Origin of the sequence: Streptomyces sp. NPDC059248 (assembly GCF_042753905.1) — a bacterium.
GTDB lineage: Bacteria > Actinomycetota > Actinomycetes > Streptomycetales > Streptomycetaceae > Streptomyces.
This window is the reverse complement of sequence record NZ_JBHYZV010000021.1, coordinates 21,731-38,853: the sequence shown is the minus strand read 5'-3', so window position 1 is coordinate 38,853 and position 17,123 is coordinate 21,731. Positions and strand designations below refer to the sequence as shown.

10 protein-coding genes are annotated in these 17,123 nt (G+C 70.0%); 8 read left to right on the top strand and 2 right to left on the bottom strand.

Going from position 1 to position 17,123, the window contains the following annotated elements; translation table 11 throughout:
* Positions 1 to 213 precede the first annotated feature (213 nt).
* The 4 genes from ACFXG1_RS11615 to ACFXG1_RS11600 are packed head-to-tail and all read left to right on the top strand — an operon-like array spanning position 214 to position 8,700.
* Complete coding sequence (locus tag ACFXG1_RS11615; protein ID WP_384707569.1) at positions 214 to 1,767, top strand: PD-(D/E)XK nuclease family protein; 1,554 nt, start codon at positions 214 to 216, stop codon at positions 1,765 to 1,767.
* Positions 1,764 to 2,936, top strand: a complete 1,173-nt coding sequence (locus ACFXG1_RS11610; protein ID WP_384707572.1) for a hypothetical protein — start codon at positions 1,764 to 1,766, stop codon at positions 2,934 to 2,936. The genes ACFXG1_RS11615 and ACFXG1_RS11610 overlap by 4 nt, the downstream gene beginning before the upstream one ends.
* A 35-nt stretch (positions 2,937 to 2,971) precedes the next feature.
* On the top strand, positions 2,972 to 6,196 hold the full coding sequence (locus ACFXG1_RS11605; RefSeq protein ID WP_384707575.1) for a hypothetical protein: 3,225 nt from the start codon (positions 2,972 to 2,974) through the stop codon (positions 6,194 to 6,196).
* The gene (locus ACFXG1_RS11600; RefSeq protein ID WP_384707578.1) at positions 6,190 to 8,700 is read left to right on the top strand and encodes an RNaseH domain-containing protein; all 2,511 of its coding nucleotides are present in this window, start codon (positions 6,190 to 6,192) and stop codon (positions 8,698 to 8,700) included. Before ACFXG1_RS11605 ends, ACFXG1_RS11600 begins: the two co-directional genes overlap by 7 nt.
* A gap of 56 nt (positions 8,701 to 8,756) precedes the next feature.
* On the opposite strand, the gene ACFXG1_RS11595 is transcribed toward ACFXG1_RS11600, so the two are convergent.
* Both ACFXG1_RS11595 and ACFXG1_RS11590 read right to left on the bottom strand, forming a co-directional pair.
* The gene (locus tag ACFXG1_RS11595) at positions 8,757 to 9,950 is read right to left on the bottom strand and encodes a toll/interleukin-1 receptor domain-containing protein (RefSeq protein WP_384707581.1); all 1,194 of its coding nucleotides are present in this window, start codon (positions 9,948 to 9,950) and stop codon (positions 8,757 to 8,759) included.
* Between the two features lie 747 nt (positions 9,951 to 10,697).
* Positions 10,698 to 11,270 (bottom strand): RICIN domain-containing protein, encoded by a 573-nt coding sequence (locus tag ACFXG1_RS11590; RefSeq protein WP_384707584.1) that lies wholly within the window; start codon positions 11,268 to 11,270, stop codon positions 10,698 to 10,700.
* Positions 11,271 to 11,678: 408 nt separating this feature from the next.
* On the opposite strand from ACFXG1_RS11590, the gene ACFXG1_RS11585 reads away from it, so the two are divergent.
* From ACFXG1_RS11585 to ACFXG1_RS11570, 4 genes are all read left to right on the top strand, one after another.
* On the top strand, positions 11,679 to 13,175 hold the full coding sequence (locus ACFXG1_RS11585; RefSeq protein WP_384707588.1) for a BTAD domain-containing putative transcriptional regulator: 1,497 nt from the start codon (positions 11,679 to 11,681) through the stop codon (positions 13,173 to 13,175).
* Between the two features lie 273 nt (positions 13,176 to 13,448).
* Entirely contained in the window at positions 13,449 to 13,823 is a 375-nt protein-coding gene (locus ACFXG1_RS11580) for a glyoxalase (protein WP_384707592.1), read from the top strand.
* Between the two features lie 140 nt (positions 13,824 to 13,963).
* Positions 13,964 to 14,632 carry a DUF4097 family beta strand repeat-containing protein gene (locus ACFXG1_RS11575; RefSeq protein WP_384707606.1) on the top strand — a complete coding sequence of 223 codons (669 nt, stop codon included), beginning with the start codon at positions 13,964 to 13,966 and terminating at the stop codon, positions 14,630 to 14,632.
* A gap of 77 nt (positions 14,633 to 14,709) precedes the next feature.
* Positions 14,710 to 16,986, top strand: coding sequence for a DPP IV N-terminal domain-containing protein (locus ACFXG1_RS11570; RefSeq protein ID WP_384742186.1), 2,277 nt, complete (start codon positions 14,710 to 14,712; stop codon positions 16,984 to 16,986).
* Positions 16,987 to 17,123: the final 137 nt, after the last annotated feature.

Sequence of the window (17,123 nt, the reverse complement as noted above, 5' to 3'; positions counted from 1 at the left end):
CTGTTGTTGAGGGGAGGAGAGTATGACATGGCCGGCCAACCCTTCAGTGCACTCCGAGAAATGGAGTGCTCGGGTGTCGTTCCGCATTTCAAGAAGGGGGAAGGAATGGCTGATTGGGAAGCCCCGGACGGTGTCGGAGGCAATGGGAATCTGGTGCGCATTCACCCGTCCGATATCGGGGCAAAGAGTGGCAAGTGTGCCCAGCTTCTTGCGATGAAGGTCCGCCCAGGAATGTCCCGGGTGGTCGAAGGACCCGTATCCCGTCGCCCGTCCAAGGCCTCCGCCCTGGGTCCCTTGTACGCGGTTCTCGACCTGATCGAGTTCGATCAGGTCCCGCTGGACGAAGCGCTGACGAAATGGCGGCACGACCCGAACCGCCGACCACCGCACCCCGGCCTCGTCCAGTGGACGGAGCACGCAGTACGGGGATATCTGGCGGCAGTGGCGGGGAGCGCACCGCTGGCACCGGTGTCGCGCCAGTGGGCCCGGCAGCGTACCGACCTTGAGGACGATGTCCCCGTCGTGCACGAAGAGACGGTGACCGGGCGGCGCTACGAGGGCGACGGAATCCGCGAACTGCGCATTCCACGTATCAGGTCCGTCGATCGAGGCCCAGGAGACCCGACGGACGGCGAACGGGCGGCGACCGCACTTGCCGCCGCGGTGCTGGCGGACGCCAGACCGGTCCTCAGTTCGCGGTGGAAGCCTCAGCAGCAGCTCACTCTGGGGAGATTCACCCCTGCCGCCCACATCCGAGTCGTCGAAATCGGCTGTGTCGACGCTTCCCGCAACGTCCTGTTCGAAGGCACCCCGGCGGAGGCGTACCAGCTCTATGTCCGCACGGCGGATGAACGTGTGCGCACCGTGAAGGAGGGTGGCGGCTACCACCCGGGGCAGGACTGCGGGACGTGCGAGCTTGTCGACATCTGTCCCGCGGTCCCGTCCCGTCCCGGCTTCCTCGGCGTCGACTCCCCGCCCACGCGGCGCCGTTCCTGGTCCATGACGACGGCACGGGCCTATCGGACCTGTCCGGCACGTGCGTACCTCCAGGGCCTGTTTCTGCCCAGGGCCGATGCGGCCGAGAACACGGCGGCGACCGTACGAGGGCAGGCCGTGCATACGGCGATCGAGGAACTGCACAGTCGTAGCCCGGTCCGTGCCTGCGCATCCACCGACGCGCCGGCCACACCGGAGCACTGGCGGGCAGGCAGCTGGGAAGTGAGCGGCTTCCAGGCGAGGCTCGGCACACAGATGGTCGGTGATCACGCCCTCGTCTGTCCGCTGCACGGACTGCCCGGCGACGCACAGGTGTATCCGGAGCGGTCGCTCGTCGTCCATGACCCGGAGGCCGACGTGGTCGTCGTCGCCAAGACCGATCTTCTCTATCGGCGGATGGACACCTGGTTCCTCCGGGAGACCAAGACCACTCGTTCCCTGGACGAGACCGACCCGCTCGTCACTTACCCCCAGCTCGCTCTGGCACTGCTGCTGGCCCACGAGGGCGCGGTGCCCGGCACGACGGAGGGCAGGACCACCGGCTGCCGTGTGGAGCTGGAGCGGTTGACGGGCAGCGGGCCGGTACTGACCGAAGTCGACGGCGAAGACGATGAAGACGGTGAACTGCTTTCGCAGGCGCGCCAGATAGTCACCGACTACGCCACCCCGTGGCATGCGGACGAGGAGTACGTGGCCAGTCCGGGCAAACACTGTGAGACGTGCCCCGTCATCCGGTGGTGCCCGGACCGGGCGGGGAGGAGCGCCACGTGAACGAGTGGATCACAGGGCCACGGGACGACGCGGGCGAGCGTCGGCGTCGCGTGGTCGCCGCGGCGTTGCGGGCCGCATACGCGTGGTCGGTGCGGGGGCGTTTTCCCACGGCCATGCGCGAGGTCGCCATGATGACCGGCGTCGTCATGGAGGCGCACGGCCTCGGTCACGGTCCGGTGTCCCCCAGCGGTCTGATCGACTGCCTCCGTTCCCCTCTCGGTGAGCTGCCAGCGTTCGCCGGATCGGGTGAGACCGAGGACTCGGCGGTCGCGGACGCGGTCCTGCTCGACTCGCACGACCGGCTGACGCCCGACGTGCACGACTTGGTCTGTGAATACGCCCTCCCTCTGGCCGGCACCATCGAAGCGGAGGCTTGGCTACCCACTTGGACGCGGATGCACGCGGACCATATCCGTCGGCAGGCGTTCGCCTCCCTGATCGAGACGCGGAGCCAGGACGACTACGTCACGTCCAGGAAGTTCCTGATCGACCACCCGGCCGGAAGCCGCGAGGAACTCGCCGAGCTCGTCGGCACGACGGGGGTCCGTGTGGTGTTCCGGGGGTACACCGAGATCCCCGCCGATCAGCAATATCACGCGACCTCCGACACGGCCTGGTGGTGGGCGTGTCCCGTCTGCGCCTGGCCCTTGGAGGTGACCGGGCGGACCGTGCGCTGCCGCTATCGGCCGCACGCATCCGTCTTCCGGATCGTCCCGGGAAGGGCACCCCGCTCCCGTCCCGGCCTGACCGCCCTCGACGAGGGGCCACGGGTGGCCAGGCCCGAAGCCCGGCCGGTGAACGATGCCGTCTGTCTGGACGCGGGTGTGTGGCGGTTCGTCGTGGTTCCCGGTGCCGGCGAGTTGAGACTTTGCCGCGCGTTGGAGAAACAAGGGGCTCAGGTCCGTATGTGGCCCGACCTCGACAGCTACGACCTGCATGTCCTCGCGGGCCCGGACGAGTTCCGGATCGATATGAAGGAGTACCGGTCCGTGCACCGACTGATCGCCGACCTGCGAACGAAGCCGCCGCGGGCACGTGTCCTGCTGCCCCAGACCCATGAGCACCAATGGGACGTCGTCAAGGCGGCACTGCCCTCCCTCGCCGTCACGACGGAGACACGCTTCCGTGCCGAGGTCCGGCATGCGCTCAAGAAGGGCCGGGCAACGTGAGCAATGCCCCTGGGACGCGATCCCTCCCAAGGCTGATGGGGGCCGCGATCGGACTGGCCGCGAGCTTCTTTCCCGTTGATGTCGCTACGGGCCACAGACGTACGACCACACGCGCGGACGCCCTGTTCGTCCTCGACGGTCACATCGCGGACTGGTCCGGCTGGTCCACCCTGTCCGACGGTGACGCGAGGCGGTTCACCAAGCTGCTCCGCCGCCGCCCTAACCAACTGGCCAACGCCGAGGTGGCGGGCAAGGTTCTGGATCGCCTGCTGGTCGACGGGGAGATTCCCGGCTGCCGGGCGGCCGACGACTACACAGGAGACGACAACGGGAGGATCCTGGTAGAGCCCGGGATGCCCCTGCCCACATTCGTCGACGGCTTCCTCCGCGACCTCGACGTGCTCGACACAAGGCGCGAGCGCAGCCTGCCCTCGGCCGAGGCAGGACCGCACACCACCACGACGGTGATTTCGGGACCCGATGGCATCGGTCAGAAGTACGTCGACTTCCGCTACGAGATCCGGCCGCACCATGTGGCCCGGCCCACCCCCGCACCGACTCTCATGGACACGCCCGCCCTGCTCGATCGCTGGGTGCCCTTCCCCGAGCTGCGGGACATCGCCGCGCGGATCGACCACGGCCTGGACAACACCGGCGACACCGACTTCCGGCAGAGAGCTGTGGACCAGTTCGCCAAGCGGATCCGGTCGCGGGAGGGGACGCCCGTAACCGGGCTACGGCTCACCGCGGGCATCCTCAACGAACTCCTCGCCTACACCGGCTTCGGGAAATCGGTGGTCCTCGTCGAGACTTTCGCCTGCTGGGCCGCGACCCAAGGCATTGTCATGGCGTTCGTACTGCCCACCAACGCGGATGTTGTCCGGGTTACCCACGCGGTGGAGCGTGCGTTGCACCTGCTGGGTGAGGACACGGACAGGACCGTGGTCCCGCTCGTGTCCCCGCGCGCACTGATCAAGGTGGCGGAGACGTCGTCCGCGCGAACGTCGGCGCAGGGGCCCGACGCCGACTGGATCTGGCGGCGCTTCGGGTACGGCTGCGCACTCGCCGCGGTGGCCGACTCGGGTGGTGCCGCAGACCGCTGGCAGCCAGGCCGCGAACCGTGCGCCAAGCTGCGCAGTCCGCGTCCGCGCGGCAGGGACAAGAGGGTCGCCTGCCCCTGGCGTACGACCTGTGACCGTTCTCGACCCGTTCGGGATGCGTGCGCTGCGGATATCATCATCACCACACACGCCAATCTGCTGACCGGCCTGCTACAGACACCGGTGAACGACGGAGGCGGCGAGAGCGACCGGCTGACCGTCGAGGAGCTGGTGCTGCGCCGCTGCCAGATTGTCGTCATCGACGAGATCGACCTCTTCCAGCAGTTCGCCATCGACCGGGCGGGGCGGGGACTGGTACTGGATCGGGCGGGGCGGACCAACACTCCGCTGCGGAACTTCGACCGGGACTTCGGCGAGGCATTCGGGCGGCTCCACGACGAGACCGACGCGAGTGTGCGGGATGCCTTCGTCAATCTGCGTTATCTGTCCGAGACGTACGTCAGCCATCTGACCTATGCGCGGCTCGGGACCACCAGCCGCCCCGGACGCCGTCGTCCCCGGGGACCCGGCCGCTTCTGGATGGTGCCCAGGCGGTGGGACAACTGGCTTGCCGGAAAACTGTTCGGAGTCGAACCCGACGATGTGAGTGCCGGCCAGATGAACACCTTCCGATCATTGTTCCCGGACGGGCCCGGCATCGCCCCCGACGCGCCGAAGGGCTTCGCCGAGGCCCGCCGCGAACTCACCCTGGTGGTCACCCCCGGCGCTGGAGGACTCGCGGTGGCGACGGCCCGCACGGCCCTCGATCGCCTGACCAGGGCTGTTCCCGAGGAGGACCGTGCCCACGTGGTCAACCGGATCCTCCGCCGGGTCATCCTCGAACGCATCCGTGTCTCCCTGCACAGTCTCATGGCCAACAACGCGCAACTCGTCGATGTGGGGGTGGAGTCCGCCCAGGACATCGCGGAGGCCCTCGGCAGCTACAGCCGGTGGCAGCTCACCCCGACCGGGCCGCTCGGCAGGCTCGTCTTCGCCTTCACCGAGTACTTCGACGACACGGGAGCCGACCCGGCACAGCTGATGACCACGGCTTTCGGCGGTGACCCGCACTCCTACGTCGTCGGGCTCGGTGACACGACCGCCCTCGCCCACGCCGGGGTCCGCAGAATCGTCCTGAGCCTCTCCGCGACCTCGTACTTCCCAGGCGCCCCGCACCATCATGTGCACACCAAGCCTGCCTGGTGGGTGGCTGACGACACACCCGGCATGGTGCATATCCTCCCCGCCCCGATCCTGGACGAGGAGACACGGCCGCGCCGGATCTCCGGCCTGGAGGGCAGCGCGCGGGACGACTCGATCACCCGCATCGCCGGATCGCTGTGGAGTACGTACCTCCGCACGGAACTCGAACGGCTACGGGCCGACGACCGGGACCGGGCGCGCGTCCTGCTCGCCACCACGTCGTATCTGGCGGCCCGTCAGGTGGCGGAGGGGCTGTTCTCCGCAGGTGTCGACGCGTCACGGATCTGCCTGGCGGTCCGCCCCGGCGAGGGTGAGCCCGGTGCTCTTACGGACATGGGCAACAGGCGGTGGCGGGAGCTGCCCGCCGACCGGCTGGAGGACTTTCCGTTGTTGGAAGAAGCGGACATTCTCATCGCCCCGCTGGCCCGAGTGCAGCGAGGGGTGAATATCATCGGCAAGGGCGACCGGTCCGCCCTTGGCTCCGTATGGCTGATCGTCCGGCCCATCCCGCTGATCGACGAGCCCCCCGAACTGCTCGCGCACATCCAGGCCAAGGCGCTCGCCGAACACCGCGGCCCGTCCAGCGATCCACTGGCCCTGCTCGCCGAGCGCAGGAGAACTGCCGGCACATATCTGGACGATATCGTCCGCAGACCTCCCTACTTCCAGGCGCAGCCGGAGGAGGTCAAGCTCGGGGTGGTCGCCGAGATCATCAACGGAGCCGTCCAGCTCATCGGCCGCGCGCGCCGAGGTGGCACACCTGCCGTCCTCCACCTGGTGGACGGGGCCTTCCACGACCGGCACGGCGGAACCGACTTCGCCACGCTGATCCTCCAGCTCCGGGAGAAGTGGCGCAGGGACGGCGTTCTCCATGACATGCGCGCGTACTACGGAACGACGCTGGAGGCGTTCCTCACTTACGCCGAAAACCAGAGCCCCGGAGCGTCCTCGTGCTGATCACTCTCGCCTATCGCATCCCCAGGGAGGACTTGGACACGCTGCTCGGCACCGTGACCGCATACCCCCTGACCAAAGAGTTCGCCGCCGTGTGGGACGACCTGCCCCGGACGAAGGGACGTCGGCGCCAGCCGTACGCGGCCCTGGCCACCGGCCTCGTCGCCGCCACGGGACAGCCCGTACGTCTCTTCGGCGAGGGAGAACTCGCCGAAGACGAACGCACGACCGGCAGCCGCATGCTGCTCCTGACCACGGACAACGCCCTCGACTACCGATTGAGGGTGGCAATACGAGCGTGGGAAAGACATATCCGTGAGAAAGGGGGCACCGCGGGACTGGCCGACTTTCTGCCGGAGCCGGAGGCCGGGCGTTCGTTCACCGAGTTCATGACCTTCCGGCCCGGGATGGTCCCGACCGCTCCGAACTGGGTGTTCCGCACGGCGGCCTGGCAGATCACGCGACAGTTGGCCGACGGCCCCCTCTTGGTGGACGAGAGTCGTTCGCCCCTGACCTTGCGGATGGACACCGACGGGTCCCTACTGGCGTGGGACCGACGAGACCTGATCGTCAACCGAAGCGGATCGGCGTTCAGCATGGCCAGGGTGAGCGCCCGGCTGATCACCCGTGCGGGCGTGGACGACGCGGTGGTGTGCTTCGACGCCCAGCTGTCCCGGGTCTCCCCTCAGGGGCACTGGGCCAAGTACGTCTGGATCGATCGGGGCGACGCGGACAAGCCGGTCCTTCGGCTCCCGCTGCTGCGCAGCCTGGACAAGGAGACCGAGCGCTGGCGCAGTGATCTGAACCCGGCCATCGCGAAGATCCTTGAAGCCTGCCAGCTACAGCCACTGAGGATTCCCGACGAACTCCACGCTGTTCCCGACCTGATCCGGCCCCACATGGCGGGCAGCCGGTTCCACGCCCTCGGCAGCGGGCCAGGGCCGAGGTTCATGCTCCGGCTACACGAACACATTGTGCGCATGCTGCCCGAGCTCGTGCCTCTGACCTACGAGACCGACAGACGCATCAAGCTGCTGAACCCGGTGAAGCGGTACCCGGCGGGCGGCCCGCCGGCCGCCGGGGTGGGGCCCAGCGGCTACGACAGAGTGACGCTGGCCTGCGTCTACAGCACGGCCGAGGCCAGGCAGCGCATGCTCGACGAACTCGGGGATCTGGCGGGCCGTCCGGTGTCGCCGGACCCGGACTCGTCCGCCCCGGTGGCGATCAACGACCGACTCGATGTCGTCGCCCGGCATTGCCCGGATCTACTCGCCCACCAGACGGCGAACCGCGCGGCCCATCTCGATTCGCTGCGGCTGTCCAGTGGACCCGCACATCTGGTTGCCGCCTGGTTGGAGACCGAGTACCACCCTGCCGCCGAGCGGCCCACGCTCGATGCCAAACCGCATCTGCGACGGCTACTGGGACACCTGGGCATACCCACCCAGTTCCTCGCAACCGATCCGCTGGAACTGCCCGACGAGGCGAGCCCCCGCAGCGCCGATACGAAGAAGCACGCCGCCCGTGCGGCCCTGCGCGATCTGCTCCGGTCCTCGGGCGTGCTGGATGATCGGCTGCGGATTGCGCTGACCGGCGAACGGCTGCTCAATCCGCTCGACCGCAAGGCCCTTCTCGTCGGCATCCACATGCGGAGGCAGCAGACCGGCGGGAGCGGCTCGCCACTCGTTCTGATCATGGTGGCCATGTATGTGGACCCGGACGCCCTGGAGCCGTGGCGGGTACTGGTGTACAGCGACCGGCGCCGGGCGTGGGTCCGCGCCGCCGAGGGCACCGCGGACTTCTTCGCCGGCTCCATCGGTACGACCCGTCTCGGCCGGACCCAGGAGAAGGCGGAACGCACACGCAAGGAGGTCGAGGACAGGCTCCGGGCCCTGTGCGTCGTGAACCGAGCGGACGTCCCCGTGGTGATCTTCGCCGACACCCGCTCGACCAGGACCGTGTGGCCCGGGTTGCAGGACAGCAAGCTGGGCGCGGGACCGTTGCCGGGGGACGGACTCCACGAGCGGGGAGGAAACGTGGCTGTGGTCCGTCTGAGCACCGACATCAAGGAGATCGGCAGGCCGGTCACGCGCCGGGAGAAGGCCAACATGCCGAAGGACCCGCTCCAGCCTGCCGCTCCCGACCGCAAGGTCTACCGGCTGATGGAGAGCACGGCGAGCTCCTGGCTGCTCGCGGGAAGATCGGTGACGATCAAGTCCAAGGGCGGTGACCGAGGAGCGCGCTACACGCGATGGACACTGCCACCGGAACTGAGGTCGGAGCTGCGGGTGCCCTGGCACGCGTACACGGCCCGCGAGATCCTCGTCGTCCGCAGCGGAACGTGGTCGCCGGAATCACTGGTGGCGCTCACTGCGAGGCTCTGCGACCAATCCGTCTCCTGGGACGACCGGACGACACTGCCCGGGCCGCTGCACCTGGCCATGGTCATCGACGAGGATCACCCCGAGTACCGCGCCTCCTCGGAGGACGAGGGCGACGAAGGCTGATCGGTCCTCGCCCCCCCCTGGTCAGGACTCGACGGTGCCCGGCACCCCGGAGGCGCTCATGCCCTCGATCCGAGGGGCGGCCGGGGACGCCGGGGCCGTCGGGTCAGCACAGGCAGGAGGTCCTCGATCCCCTCACGAGTGAATTCGTCGACGAGATAGTGGTCCATTGTGTAGGGCCGGAGGAAGAGAGGAAGATCCTCCACCCGTTCGCCGGGAAGGACTACCGGCAGGATCTTCGGCCCCCATGTCTCGCTGTCGGCGTGCAGCAGTTCCCGTAGCTGGCCCAGCTCCGACTGCAGGCCGCGGTGGGTCTTGTGGTCCACCTCCCCGTTGCCCACCGCCTTGCACATGGGTGACGCGAGGACAATGACGAAATCGGCTGCGCGAGTGTGCCGGATCGCCCAGAGACTCCAGTCCCCCCGTTCGTCACAGTCCCATTGGTCCATGTGCGCGTCGATGCCGCACCGGCGCAGCAGTTCACCGAAACGCAGAGAGCTCGCCTTGCGCCTCTCGTCGTCGTGCGCATAGGAGATGAACACGTACGGGGGGCTGCCCGGTGGCCTCTCGGCGGGGCCGGCCGAAGTCGGCGGTTCCGCTGCGGCGCGGCGCTGCGTGGGTGCGGAGAGAGTCAGGGTGAAAGAGACCGGCTGCTGGTTCGGCCGGTAGTCCACCGCCTTGTCCGAATGGACGGCATAGCGCACCGAGAACTCGACCCGCTGCTTCACACGGCCCTTCGGCACCACCAGCACGGCCCAGGCGGAGCGCGCGCCCTCCGGAACTCCGCCCGAAGGAGAACTGTGCTGCCACCGGATCGCGCCGCGACCGATACCGAAGACGTTGATGACGTCCGTCGTACCGGGAAGATGGGCGACGGCCGAGGAAGCGAAGTCCGTGGGGACCAGCGCCAAGTACTGATTGAGCGTGTACGACGTCGGTACTTGGGGCGACGACGCGGCATGAGGCAGGGCGTCGACGACAAAGGCCGAATCAGGAGTGTCGGATGCGAAGTCCACCCCGACCTCGAACCAGGTCAGCGGGGGAAGCCCCGGCTCCAGCGCCAGTTCGTAGTTGATCCTGATCAGATAGGTGTCCCAGTCGTCGTCCATGTCCGCCGGGGTGCTGACGGCGTCCTCCTGCCACATCCCGAGGGATACGGCTCCGATCCGGACACCGTCCGGGGCTGTATCGATCCGGCGGCTGCCCTCGTCGACGAGGGTGAGATCGACTGCGATCGTGCTTTCCGGGCTCACGTGCACCTTCCGAGTCGCTGATGAGGTGAGGTCACGGTAGGCCCGGTCACGGCAGGCCTCGGCAGTCTTCTCCCTTACTGTCCGGCTTCTGTCAGGTTTTCCCGGCGGGTGACAACTGGGCGGCCCTCAGCCGGGACAGACCACGACCAGCGTCCCGTCCATCGGCAACCCGCCTCGTCCACAGCGATACCCCGCGACCATGGACTGTGGCCGCGGGGCTCCACTCCGCTGATGTCGAGCAACAACACAGTCGCCGTCGTCGCGATCGAGCTCGGTAGTGCCGTACCGAACGCCGCGCCCGCCTGCTGGGGCGTGTTGTACGCCACCAAGGCCATGCCCGGGTCGGACGCGGGGAGGCGGGCCGTGCCAGGACCGATGCGGCATGTGCGGCCGGGCCGAGGGCCGACAGGGCGGCACATGGCAAGGGACGTGGGACACCGGGGTGCGCCGACCCGGCCCTCGGAGGCCTGAGGTGCTGGAGCATGTGGGATGCCGGTGGCCGCGGCGGCGGACGGCACCCCGGGACCGAAACGGCAGGCAGACCGGGCTGTCAGTAGTCTCTCCGGTGTCCACATCCGGGGTCAGGGCCCGTCCCGCGCAGCACCTGCCCGGTCGGACACCGGCTCCCGCCCGCAGCGGGTCCACGACGCGGGGCCCTCCACGGCCGTCGCGAGGGCCGTGGAGGGCTGTTTCACGTCAGGGCGGCGAACGGCGCGGGGTGGGGGCACCACCGGCGCCGCGTGCTGTTCAGGGGATGGGGGTGAAATTGTTGAGCTGTCGCAGGGTCCAGCTCTGGTTCGCCGTGTTCCACTGGTCGTCCCTGGCAATGCAGTCCCACTGCTGCAGAGGGGCTTGCTGGCCGGGCCTGCCCGACGGAGCCGCCGCGTCCAGGCATCTGCCGGTGGCCCGGTTCTTCAGGAGCATGGTCGAGGGGAAGCACTGTCCCGACGGGCAGCTTCCCCCCACCCAGGAGATGGTCCACTCCGCCGGCGCGTAGCCGGTGTTGCAGTACGGGTACTGGATGACGTGCGTGCCGTTCTCGTAGTACCCCGAACGCCAGTCGAGCATGAGGCACTGCCCGGAGTGCCGGGCCTTGAGCCGGAAGTACCCGCTTCCGCTGTCGAGCAGCTCGTACTCCTGGGAGCCGCTGGCATTGTCCGGCCACAGGAAGACGCCGGTGTACGGAGCGGTCGACGCCCCTATGACGTCGGCGCGCAGCCCGGTCCGGGAGTTCACGAGCTCGTAGCGGGTGGGTTCCGCCGCCTGAGCGGGCGTAGGGGCGAGCGCTGCGAAGACGGCGAACACCAGGGCCGCCGCCATGGCCGCCGGAGTGAGTCGAGAGCGTCTGGGCCCGACCGGCATCGGCGGTTCGGCCGATGCCGTGGTCCTGCAGGGACGGTAGGGCAGTAGGGCGAGGGACATCCGCATGGTGTTCTCCTCCGTGAGTCTTGAGTGCCCTGCGTTCGTCGTCGCCGGTTCGCCGGAGCGGGACGGAGCGCGAGCGATCTCGTCCCCAGGTGTCGCCGGAGCGTTCTCCCGTCGCACGCTGTCCGCGGTGGCCCGGCGGCAGAGCGCCATGGTGGCCGCATGGGCCGAGCCGGTCGGCCCGTACCCGTCCCCACCCTGGCGTCGCGGCCTGTGCGCCGACCTTGCGGCCACCTTGCGGGCCAGCCAGCATGGGCAGTGGGGGACGTTCCGCGTGCGCTGTTGATCAGACGGGGGGAACGTGTGGACTTTCGGCTGTTGGGCGAGATCGAGGTGCGGTCGGCGGGACGGCCGCTCGACGTGGGGACGCCGCGGCAGCAGGTGGTGCTGGCCGCGCTGGTCGTCGACGTCCGAAGACCGATCGCGATAGAGGCACTCATCGACCGGGTCTGGGGCCATGACCCGCCCGCCAATGCCCGGCCGGTGCTGTACGCGCATCTGAGCAGGATCCGGGGGCTGCTGAGACAGGCAGCCGCCCCCGGGGGCGGGACGGCGGCGCGGATAGAGCGCCGGCACGCCGGCTATGTGCTGGAGGTCGACCCCGAGCTGGTGGATCTTCACCGGTTTCGTCGACTGGTCGAGCAGGGTACTGACCGCCAGCGTGACGAGGAGGCCCGGGCCGCGGCGCTCGCCGAAGCCCTGCGCCTGTGGCGGGGCGAGCCGCTGGCCGGTCTCCCGGGCGCATGGGCCGCGCAAGTCCGAGCGAGCTGCCATGGACGGCGGTTGGATGCGGCGGTGTGGTGGGCGGAGGCGGAGTTCCGGCTCGGCCGCCCCACCGCGGTGATCTCCGCGGTGCCCGATCTCACCGCCGAGTATCCGTTGGCCGAGCCCCTGGAATGCGTACTGATCCAGGCGCTGCACGCGGCCGGGCGGGGTGCGGAGGCCCTGGACCGCTACGGCACCGTCCGGCGACGGCTGGCCGAGGAGCTGGGCGCCGACCCCGGTGAGGCGCTCCGGACTGTGTACCAGACCGTCCTGAGGGGGGATCCGCCCCCGCCGGAAGAGGCCGGCGCAGCGCTGCGTACCGTCAGGCCGGAACCGCTCCGATCACGGGCCGCGGCCTCGCCTCCCGCGGTGGCCCACCGCTGGGCCGATCCGGTTTCGGCGGGCGTCGGGACGCCGTCGAGCCGGCAGCGGGTGAGGACGCCCCACCGACGCGCCGCGCTCGCCGCCCTGGTCGCGATGGTCCTGCCCGCGGCGACGGGGTCGGCGCCCGTCCTCCGCCGGGACGAGGGCGAGCGGGACGAGAATGACGGCCCGCAGGCGCCGTCGGTCGAACTCGCGCGGGAACTCTTCGCCGCGGCCGAGGCATTCGACCAGGAGGGGAGCGCACGTGAAGCGCGGGCGACCGTCGTGGACGCGGTGCGGCTGTGGGGCGAGCTCATCGGGCTGGACCCGGACCGCAACGCGCCGCTTCTCGCTCCCGCCGTCCTGCGGGCACTGGGCAGAGCCGGTGTCGACTTCAGCGTCTCGCGGCCCGTGCTCCTCAGCTGGCTCGGCAATCCGGTTTACACGCCCTATCCGGCGATCTCCCAAGTGATCCTGTTACAGGGATGGCGGTTCACAGCACCGGTCTTCCTCGACGTCGTCGTCTGGAACTACGAGCACACGCCCGGGGCCACCTCTCCCCGCACCGTCGCCGACGTACACACCGATGTCCTCAAGGCAGCCGTCATGGAGAACACGAGAACGCGCCACGGCACGCGGGTGACGGAGTTCGATCAACTCCTCAAGCCCTGAGTGCCCACGTGCTCGCGCCCGAAGCCCTCCCGGACGGGCGCTGCGAACGGGCAGGCCGGTCGTGGCGCGAAGGCACCGGCCCGGGCAGGGGCCCGGGGGTGAAGGGTCGCGGCGCGGCGGTGCCGGAATCGTCAACCTCGGGGTTAACGACCTTTGCGGGCTCGGCCCTTGTTCCTCCCGCGCGGCGGCGGGATTCTTTATCCGTCCCCGAGAGAACAGCGCAAGGAGCTGCATCAACATGTCCTTTCACGGAGTCGCGAGGTGTCGGCCGCGATGAATATCACCGGGTCCACTGTGGTGCTGGACGTCGTGGATCCGTCCTCATCCAGCCGCTTCTTCACCATCCACCTCGGATACCGGGAAGTGCTGACGGGCGAGGACTTCGTGGCTCTCGCCCGCGACGACCGGGCTCCGGACGTCCTGTTACGGCAGCGGGACCTCGAACTGCCTCCCGGCCGCTCTGCCGGGGCGCTCGTCTCGTTCGCGGTCACCGGCATCGTCGCCGAGGACGAGCGGTTGCGCGGGGAGGGCGCCAACATCACCGTCCCGCTGCACCGTGAGCCGTGGGGTGCGTGGCAGTTGGAGCTGACCGGCCCCGACGGTTTCGTGGTCCAGCTCGTGGAGTGGACTCCCCCCGCCGGATTCTGACCTCCGGTACGCGGCCGGGCCGCGCCGCGACGAGTGCCGTGTCGTTCGTTGCGTCGAACCTCGGACTCCATGGCTACGACAAGCCGCTTTGAGCCTTGTCCATTTTCAACATGAGAAACAACAAGCCGAAGGGCAGAACAATGCAGAAATTCGACACCCCCACTCCGGTCTCCGTCGTCCTCGAAATCCCGGCGGGCGACATCCGGCTGTTCGCCATCGACGGGGCCGATACCACCGTCGAGATCCGGCCCGCGGACGCCTCGAAGGGCCCGGACGTCACGGCGGCCGAGCGGATCGTGGCGGAGTACCGCGACAACGTACTGAAGGTCGCGGCCGAGTCGGCGGAGAGCCGTGTTCCGGGCAGCTCGGGAGCCGTGCGGGTGACGGTCGGGCTGCCCGCCGGTTCCCGCGTCGAGGCGAGGACCGCCGCCGCGGCGGTCCGGAGCGTGGGGCGGCTCGGTGACGTGATCGTGGAGGGCTCGCGGGGCTCCCTCCGGTTCGACGAGACCGCGAGCGCCCGCCTGAGCCTCCTCTCCGGGAACATCAGGGTCGGCCGCCTGGGCGGCCCCGCCGAGATCGAGACCCGGCAGGGCGGGATCACCGTCGAGGAGGCCGTACGCGGCACCGTCGAACTGCGTACCACCGCGGGCCCGATCTCGGTCACCGCCGCCGCGGGAGTCTCCGCCTCCCTGGACGCGGGCACCGCCCACGGCCGGATCAGCAACGCGCTCCGGAACACCGATGGCGACCCCGCCCTCACCATCCGCGCCACCACCTCCTACGGCGACATCACCGCCCGCAGCCTCTGAGCGCCGCCCGGCCGAAGGCCGGTCTCCCGGCGGCACCACGCGACACCCGGCAGCCACACCGAAGAAGGACGATGAGCATGAGCACCACTCAGGACTACCTGACCGCGGAACAGCTCCTCCACCGGCCCGTCCGCCCCGGCCGACTCGTGGTCGGCGACAAGGTCCGGCCGCAGTGGATCGACGGCGGAGCCCGGTTCTGGTACGCCGTGAGCGCCGGCCCCGGCCGGCGGTTCGTGCTGATCGACCCGGCGGCGGGCACCCGCGAACCGGCCTTCGACCACGCCCGGCTCGCCGCGTCGCTGGCGGCCGCATCCGGGCAGCCGGTCGACCCCGCCGCGCTGCCGTTCACGTCCGTCGAACACCACGGGAACGCCGTGGAGTTCGCCGCTCTCGGCGCGTACTGGCGCTGCGATCTCGACCACTACGGCTGCGAGCGGGCCGAGTTCACCCCGCCGGGCAGCCCGCTGGAGGTCCGGTCGCCCGACGGCAGGCTCGCGGTGTCCCGGCGGGGGCACGACCTGTGGGCGCGCTCGCTGTCCGACGGACGCGAGTGGGCGCTGACCACCGACGGGGCGCCCGACCACCAGTACGGCACCGGTCCGGACCGCACGACCAGCACCGTCCTGCTCGCCAAGACAGGGCTGCCGCACCTACCACCGGCGGTGGCCTGGTCGCCCGACTCGACCAAGGTACTGGCCCACCGGACCGACGAGCGTTTCGTACGGCGGACCCGCCTCGCCCGGGCCCGGCCCGCCGGCGGCAGGGCGCCCCTCCCGCACACCCGGCGGTACGCCCACGCCGGGGACGAGCACATACCGTTGGCCGAACTGGTCGTCCTGGACGTCACCGAGGGCACGGTGGTCCGCGCGCAGACCGAGCCGCTGCTGATGCCGCTGCTGTCGCCGATCGCGGCCGAGTGGGCGTGGTGGGCTCCGGACGGATCGGCCGTGTACTACCTCGACCGGCCCCGCGACCTGCGCACGATCACCCTGAACCGGCTCGACCCCGCCACCGGCGAGGTCGCCACCGTCGTCACCGAGACCGGGCTCACCCGCGTGGAGCCCGACCAGTGGGCGTACGAGCCGCCGATCGTGCGGGTGCTGGCCGACGAAGTGCTCTGGTACTCGCAGCGGGACGGCTGGGGCCACCTGTACCGGTACGACCCGCACACCGGCGAACTGCTCGGGCAGGTCACCTCCGGACCCTGGGCGGTGCGGCAGATCCTGCGTGTCGACGAGACGTCGCGGGAGGTCTTCTTCACCGCATCCGGCCTGGTCCAGGACGACCCCTACCGGCACACGGTGTGCCGCGTCGGCCTCGACGGCTCCGGCTTCGCGAAGGTCACGGACGACGACGCGGACCACATCGCCACCGTGCCGCCCGGGCAGGGCTACTTCGTGGACTCCGCCTCCACCGTGGACACCCCGCCGGTGACCCGGGTCCGCGACTGGACCGGCCGCGTGCTGGCCGAGCTGGAGCGCGCCGACATCAGCCGGCTCGCGGCCACCGGCTGGACGGCGCCGGAGCGCTTCCGGGTCAAGGCGGCCGACGGGGTCACCGACCTCTACGGAGTGCTGTACCGGCCGCACGGCTTCGACCCCGCCCGGCGCTACCCGGTGGTGGACAACCTCCACCCCGGCCCGCGGCTCAACCAGGTCCTCCCGGGCTTCGACCCCGGCGGTCCGGGCCTGGACGCCGAACCCCTCGCCGCGCTCGGCTTCGTCGTGGTCGCCGTCGACGGCCGGGGAACCCCGGGCCGCGGCAAGGCATTCCACGACTTCTCCCACGGCCGCCCGGCCGGCGCGGGCGGCCCGGCCGACCATGTCGCGGCACTACGGGAGCTGGCCGGGACCCGGCCGTGGATGGACCTGGACCGGGTCGGCGTGCTCGGCCACTCCGGCGGCGGCTACGCCGCGGTACGGGCGATGGCCGACTTCCCCGAGGTGTACAAGGCCGGTGCCGCCCTCTCCGGTTCGCACGGCACCCCCTGCTTCGACCTCGGTTTCGTGGAGGCGTACGACGGTGCGGACAACCCCGAGGCACGGGCCCGCCTCTCGAACATCGACCTCGCGGACCGGCTCACAGGCCCGCTGCTGCTCATCCACGGCGGCATGGACGACCAAGTCCACCCGGACCACACACTGCGGCTCGCGGACGCGCTCATCGCGGCCGACAAGGACTTCGAGCTCCTCATCGTGCCCGACGCCGAGCACACCTTCATCGACTGCATCTCCTACGTCCGCAAGCGCTGCTGGGACTTCCTGGTGCGCGAGCTGATGGGCACCCGCCCGCCCGCCTACCGCCCCGCGCCCTTCCCCATCGGACCCGAACCGCTCGCCGAACTGTTCGCCTGACCCTCCGAGCTGCCTTTCTCCCGCCGAAGGCGACCGTCTGAAGCACTCCTCCGCTTTGCCTCGCAGCACGCGTGCGTGCCAGGCTGACCCGCGCTCCACCCGGCCCCCGGGCCCGGCAGCCGACCAACGGGGTGAGG

Bases quoted from the DNA above. Each gene is read 5' to 3' on its own strand.
- ACFXG1_RS11615 (WP_384707569.1), top strand. From the start codon at position 214: ATGAAGGTCCGCCCAGGAATGTCCCGGGTGGTCGAAGGACCCGTATCC.
- ACFXG1_RS11605 (WP_384707575.1), top strand. From the start codon at position 2,972: ATGGGGGCCGCGATCGGACTGGCCGCGAGCTTCTTTCCCGTTGATGTC.
- ACFXG1_RS11590 (WP_384707584.1), bottom strand. From the start codon at position 11,270: ATGGCGGCGGCCCTGGTGTTCGCCGTCTTCGCAGCGCTCGCCCCTACG.
- ACFXG1_RS11580 (WP_384707592.1), top strand. From the start codon at position 13,449: ATGAATATCACCGGGTCCACTGTGGTGCTGGACGTCGTGGATCCGTCC.
- ACFXG1_RS11575 (WP_384707606.1), top strand. From the start codon at position 13,964: ATGCAGAAATTCGACACCCCCACTCCGGTCTCCGTCGTCCTCGAAATC.
- ACFXG1_RS11570 (WP_384742186.1), top strand. From the start codon at position 14,710: ATGAGCACCACTCAGGACTACCTGACCGCGGAACAGCTCCTCCACCGG.